We start from the raw sequence: 6,000 nt of genomic DNA on the forward strand, positions 1-6,000 counted from the left end.
TACTCCGATAGTCGCCACCTGGCGACAGCTTCGTCGTCAGCTTACAGACAGGTAAGTGCTTCAGAGGTTACAACGTATCGTAGTGGACTGAGTCTACTCAGTCCTGGCAAGGGAGTATGGAATGGATCCTTTTGAGGCAGGACCGATTCTGCGCGGCGATGGGATCTCTTCGAACGAACAAGAGGGGCAGGAAAACGAGGCCGGGGCGCAGTGGGACGGAGTGCTGACAGGCTATGACGTGGCAGATTCAGCTCATGCGGAGGATGACCAAGACCAGACGGTTGAAAATTGGGCTGCCGAACGGGACGTGGGCCCGCTCGAGGATCGAGAAGAAGCCCTAACGCGATTAAATCTTTCTGAGTTCAATCAACATCTCGATCTCGAATCGTTGTCCCTGACCAGTTTGCCCAGATTTTCGACCGATCTCAGGCGGATCGACGTTCCCTTCAATCGGCTAACCAGGCTGCCCCATACCCTGCCCGCCACCCTCGAGTCGCTCAACGTCGGTCACAACCAGCTGACCAACTTGCCCACCCTTCCGGCCGTGCTCGCTTATCTCGACGCGAGCAACAACCGGCTAGCGAACCTGCCTGACGCCATCCTCCCGCGCTTCAGTTTCTCGATGTCAGCCACAATCAGTTGCAGAATCTGCCGGAGGTCCTCCCTGCCACGCTCGAGAGGCTCCGCGTTAGTGGCAACCGCTAACCAGGTTACCCGAGGCGCTCCCACCCGGGCTCGAATTCCTCCTAGCTGACTATAACCAGCTAACCAGCCCACCCGAGAACCTACTGACGCAGTTGGGCGCTGATGCCAACGTAGATCTGTCTGGAAATCCGCTGCCGGATCAGGTGCTGACGAAGCTGCATACAGCCGTAATGCCGCGGACTATACCGGTCCATCCGTCATACTTCCGGGCAACCACGTGAGTGCACTATCCTCGATGAACAGGACCATACTCTCACCGAAGCCGTCGCAGACTGGCTCAGGGGCAATCCAAAAGACGGCGATCCGGAGGTGCTGGCCGCTTGGCGGACCTCTGCAGAGGAGCCGGGCGCTGAAGAGTACGCGCTTTTCCTCGGCAAGCTGTTCGAGTCCGTCAACTCTGACAATCAGGAATTCCAGCAGTCGGTGGCGAATGATCTACGCGAGGCGGCGAAGAACCCGCAATTGCGTGCGCAGTATTTTCAACTGGCCGCCGATGCCAACCAGACCTGCGAGGATCGCAGAACGTTGACTTGGAACGGCAAACAGCACGTCTCATCGCAGACGTGGAGAACGGCGTCTATGACGATAGGGCGCGGCCTCCCGATCTCATCGATCTGGGGCCCGTCATGTTCCGCGTGGATGCTCTGGAAGGGACCGCGCGCGAGAAGGCTCACTCGCTCGGCTCCGTCGGCAGAGCCGAAAACATCGATACCATCGAGGTCTATGTTGCTTATCAGAACAAGCTACGCGAGCGGCTGGGACTGCAGCACGTCGCACCTATGCGCTTCTTTGAAGTTTCCGGCGTCACCGAGGCTGACGTTGACAGTGCAGAGATAACCGTGCGGAGTAAGGAAGCGGCGGAATTTGCTGACTATTTGGCGACGGACTGGCAACCTTGGGACGATGTGGTTTCTCGCATCGCCCCTGACGACCATGCTGCGATGCAGGACCAACTCATTGATGCAATGGGCGAAGAGTTCGACAACAGACTGGAGCAACAGCTCGGCGACAGAGGCTTGAGTGGAACTGAATCTGATCTCGTCGAGGATGCCAAGCGAGAATTAGGTGCCGAGGTCCGTAAGGAAATTGCCCGCGAGATCAAGGGCGCTCTAAGGGATAGGGTGCTCAATGATCACGGCCTCCGGCTGTGAAGCAGCCTTTGTTAGTTCGCACGAGGCATAGCGCTGTACGTCAGGGCTGCGGAGCGCCGGCCTAGACGCCGGCGCATTGCTCAGGTCAGCTGCTAAAATGCGTGCACGTAGCGGCGAGAGTCGGACTCCCTTCCCCGATGCCGCAACTGCGCGAAGACCGCCGTAAAACAGGGAGCCCAAAAAGGCCGGGCTCGATTCTGTGACCACCGCCGTGTACCACCGATTCGGCCCGCAACGCGGGTAAGCATCAGAACAGCGAGGCAGCCATGGTAAAACCGTTCCAGTCCAAGACCCATATCGGCAATCATCTGCTGCATCCGGAAACCCTGATGCTGACCTATGGCTATGATCCGCAATTGTCGGAGGGCGCCATCAAGCCGCCGGTCTTCCTGACCTCCACCTTCGTGTTCAAGACCGCCGAGGACGGGCAGGACTTCTTCGACTACGTCGCCGGCCGGCGCGAGCCGCCGGAGGGCATGGGCGCGGGCCTGGTTTATTCACGCTTCAACCATCCCAACAGCGAGATCGTGGAGGACAGGCTCGCGGTCTACGAGCGCACCGAGAGCTGTGCGCTGTTCTCATCTGGCATGGCGGCCATCGCAACCACGATCCTGGCCCTCGTCCGCCCCGGCGATGTCATCCTGCACTCGCAGCCGCTCTATGGCGGGACGGAGACCCTGCTGACGAACACGCTTGCGCGCCTGTCGATCGGTGCCGTCGGCTTTGCCAGCGGAATCGACGAGACGGCAGTCAAGCAGGCCTCGGAGGAGGCCATGGGCAAGGGGCGGGTTTCGATGATCCTGATCGAGACGCCCGCCAATCCGACCAACGGCCTCGTCGACGTCGCAATGATCCGCCGCACCGCCGAAGCCATCGGCAAGGCTCAGGGACACACGCCCGTCATCGCCTGCGACAACACGCTGCTCGGGCCGGTGTTTCAGCGACCGATCGAGCACGGCGCGGATCTGTCGCTGTATTCGCTGACCAAATATGTCGGCGGCCATTCCGACCTGATCGCGGGCGCTGCGCTCGGATCGAAGGCGATCATGAAAGGTATCAAGGCGCTGCGCGGCGCCATCGGCACCCAGCTCGATCCGCATTCCTGCTGGATGATCAACCGTTCGCTCGAGACGCTCAGCCTGCGGATGGAGAAGGCCGATGCGAATGCGCGGCTCGTGGCGGACTTCCTGCGCGACCACCCGAAGGTCGCCAGGGTGCACTACCTCGGTCACCACGAGCAGGGCTCGCTGTCCGGCCGTGTGTTCGCGCGGCAATGCCTGGGTGCGGGCTCGACGTTCTCGTTCGACATCGTCGGCGGCAAGGAGGCGGCGGTGAAATTCCTCAACGCGCTGCAGATCCTCAAGCTGGCGGTGAGCCTTGGCGGCACGGAATCGCTCGCAAGCCTGCCGGCGACGATGACCCATTCCGGCGTTCCCGCCGACATCCGCCAAAAGATCGGCGTGCTCGATTCCACGATCCGGCTGTCGATCGGGATCGAGAACCCGTCGGATCTGATCGCGGACCTCGCGCAGGCGCTGAACGCGGCTTGAGCGAGGGAATCAAAGCGGATTGGACGCGCGGCACGCTGACATGATCGCCGCGGCGGCCTCATTGCTCTGCGCGCAAGGGAGCTGCCGCACGAGCCAGACGTAATAGCCCTTGCTGGGATGCGTTTAGCAGGGAATCGCCGGCAGGCCGTCAATCTCACTCGATTTCGAACCATTCGGAGACGGCGCGACCGGTGGGCCAACGAACGAAATCAAACTCGCAATTGCCGCTCGATCCCGTGCCCGAACCGCGATCACCGTGCTCCTGCTTTGCATCTAGTTGAAGCAGTTCAGCCTCGACTCACGCCAGGGGTCCTTGCCAGTTCTTGGTTGGCCAAGGCGTCGATATGTAGCGTCGTCGGGATGAGGAGCCAAGTCTCGGCGCCCCAGACCTGGGGCGCCGGCACCGACTCCTCCAAGTTGACGGCCTGTTGTTTGCCTGGAGCCATGCGGCGCCCCTGAGTAATCATTGTGCCCTGGGGAACAACCCCGAGCCTCTGAACGGCTGCGAAGTCGTCGAGAAGGACGTGTTCTTCAGCGAGCATTCGGAAGGCCCGAACGCGCTGGCGTCCCTCGCTTTCCACCAACTCGCCCCTGCAAGGCACTCCACGGATCTCGAAATAGGTCGGGCGCCCGACTTCGGGCATGAGGCGCGGGCCTTCGAGGGCGCGGACAAGGTAATCGGGCAGGAATCGCTCCCGGTGCGCCCATCGGCCCCGAATCAAGTAGCTAAGATCGACTGTACCTTCGTCGGGGGGCGCGGCCCTGACGATTTGCGGGGGGCGATAGAGGGGCTGGGATGGACCAGCTTCGTTTATCCCGCCAGCGCGCGGGTGATGGATCAGGCGAACATCCATGGGGCCTTGCGGCCCGACAGTCGCGGAATAGCGCTCCCCATTGATCGCAAACTGACTTGGCCCGAACTGGTTTGACAGCAGATTGATATTGCTCAACACGTCGATCAACACGTCTGAAGCCGCCCTGGAGCCGTGGCGCCAGTCGGCGCCAACGATCGCTCCGATATCCCGCAGCTCCGGAGCCGCCCCGGGGTCCGAATATTTTGAGGCCTTCATCGGTATCCGCTCCTCCCAGCCGAGGGGATTCGGCAGCGAGAACTCTCTAGCCAAAAATGGTCCAGTTTGCCGGCCTCAGATCAGCACCACCCGGATCGGGGATTTCGAAATCGGCGGCCTCGCGGAGGTTCGTCGCGCTGTCGGCGGCGCGGCTGGCCGACTTCATGGCTGCCGATCTGTCCGCGCTCGACCTTCTGGTGGTCCAAATCGACGGGCTGCATCTCGGCGACGATCTCGTGCTGGTCGCCGCGATCAGGGTTGACGGCGAACGCAACAAGCATCCGCTGGCGCTGGTGGAAGGGTCGACCGAGAATGCGGCAACGATTCAGGCCCTGCTGACAATTTAGTCTGCGCGGGCTCGCCCCGACAGTGCTAAGGCTGTTCATCTCATCGTCGATGGCACGAAGGCGTTGTCGAAGGCGATCCGCAACCACCTTTGGTTCGGCCGCCCCGATCCAGCGCTGCCAGATTCACAAGGCGCGCAACATCATGGAACGCCTCCCGAAACAGCATCCTGCGGCCACCCGTCGGGTGCTGCGCCAAGCCTTGGAGGTCGATGACGCCGCAGGCTGAAAAAGTGATCCGCAATCTCGCGCGTCGTCGCGACCAGCAATGGCCCGGCGTCGCGGCGAGCATCATCGAAGGCCTCGACGAAATCCTGACCGTCGTCCGGTTGAAGCTGCCGAAGGAGCTTCGTCCATCGCCGAGAACATGATGGGCACCATTCGCCGCGTCACGCGCAACGTCAAACGCTGGCGGGGTGCCGGTATGGCCTTGGGATGGGTCGCGGCCGGCATGATCGAGGCCAACAAGGGCTTCCGACGATTGAAGGCACGTAAGCAATTGGCGATTCTGGGTGCAGCCCTTCAAACTCACCACGATCGCATGACGATCAAGCCCGTTGCCCACGTCACGAGGGCCGCATAACAGTCGTTTCGGAAATGCCGGCCCGACGTAGTTCAACATTGATCGGGACATCCCCCCGCAACAGTTCCGAGGGTCACTTTACCCGGTCCTCCCTAACACCGGCGCAGTGCGGGGAAACGAAGCGCTCGAGCTCTCTAGCGACAGACTCTGAAACTCTTTACGCACCCGCGCAATTACGCAGACATGGAGAAAACCGGAAGATGGGATTGAGCCGAAGGGAATTCGCAGGGGCGGAGGGCTGCAGTGAAGGTGCGGTCAGATATGCCTTGCGCCAAGGGCGTTTAGCGGCGCGGCCCGATGGCACGCTCGATCCATCTCAGCTCGGTCGGGCGGTGGATGCGAGACTCCTCGGGACAGAGGCCCTCGGCGTATTTCTTCCGGTAGTCGATGCCACCGAAAGGATACGGAGACGATCGGGATCGCCGCCACCTTCCATGGAAGTGGTCTGTGGAGGTGGCGATCCTCCTCAGTATCTTGGTCTCTCGAAAATGGGCGATGTTGATCCGATCGGCCTGATAGAGATCTGCGACGACCTCAACGCGCAACTCGCTGAATTTTGGGTTGGTGCGCAGGTTGGGCCGCGCGATGGCACCAGAT

Annotated in this window: 4 protein-coding genes and 2 pseudogenes; 4 read left to right on the forward strand and 2 right to left on the reverse strand. The window is 61.4% G+C overall.

Annotated elements, in window-relative coordinates:
• Positions 1 to 121 precede the first annotated feature (121 nt).
• The 3 genes and pseudogenes from GA0061099_RS42380 (at position 122) to GA0061099_RS35400 (ending at position 3,406) form a co-directional block, all read left to right on the forward strand.
• A complete protein-coding gene (locus tag GA0061099_RS42380; RefSeq protein WP_050996259.1) occupies positions 122 to 754 on the forward strand; it encodes a hypothetical protein in 633 nt (210 codons plus the stop codon).
• 260 nt (positions 755 to 1,014) lie between these two features.
• Positions 1,015 to 1,856: pseudogene (locus tag GA0061099_RS42385) on the forward strand (NEL-type E3 ubiquitin ligase domain-containing protein).
• Positions 1,857 to 2,122: 266 nt separating this feature from the next.
• Positions 2,123 to 3,406: a cystathionine gamma-synthase family protein gene (locus GA0061099_RS35400; protein ID WP_074448344.1), complete on the forward strand. Its 1,284-nt coding sequence runs from the start codon at positions 2,123 to 2,125 to the stop codon at positions 3,404 to 3,406.
• A 287-nt stretch (positions 3,407 to 3,693) separates the two neighbouring features.
• Here GA0061099_RS35400 and GA0061099_RS35405 read toward each other — a convergent pair whose 3' ends face one another.
• The gene (locus GA0061099_RS35405) at positions 3,694 to 4,476 is read right to left on the reverse strand and encodes a hypothetical protein (protein ID WP_141697739.1); all 783 of its coding nucleotides are present in this window, start codon (positions 4,474 to 4,476) and stop codon (positions 3,694 to 3,696) included.
• Between the two features lie 83 nt (positions 4,477 to 4,559).
• Between GA0061099_RS35405 and GA0061099_RS35410 the strand changes: the two are divergent.
• Positions 4,560 to 5,403, forward strand: a pseudogene (locus GA0061099_RS35410) (transposase); the annotation flags it as partial.
• A gap of 281 nt (positions 5,404 to 5,684) precedes the next feature.
• Here GA0061099_RS35410 and GA0061099_RS41605 read toward each other — a convergent pair.
• Positions 5,685 to 6,000 (reverse strand): hypothetical protein (locus tag GA0061099_RS41605; protein ID WP_167361696.1); only part of this gene is annotated, 316 nt, incomplete at its 5' end.

This window comes from Bradyrhizobium yuanmingense, from assembly GCF_900094575.1.
In the GTDB taxonomy this organism is placed as follows: Bacteria; Pseudomonadota; Alphaproteobacteria; order Rhizobiales; family Xanthobacteraceae; genus Bradyrhizobium; species Bradyrhizobium yuanmingense.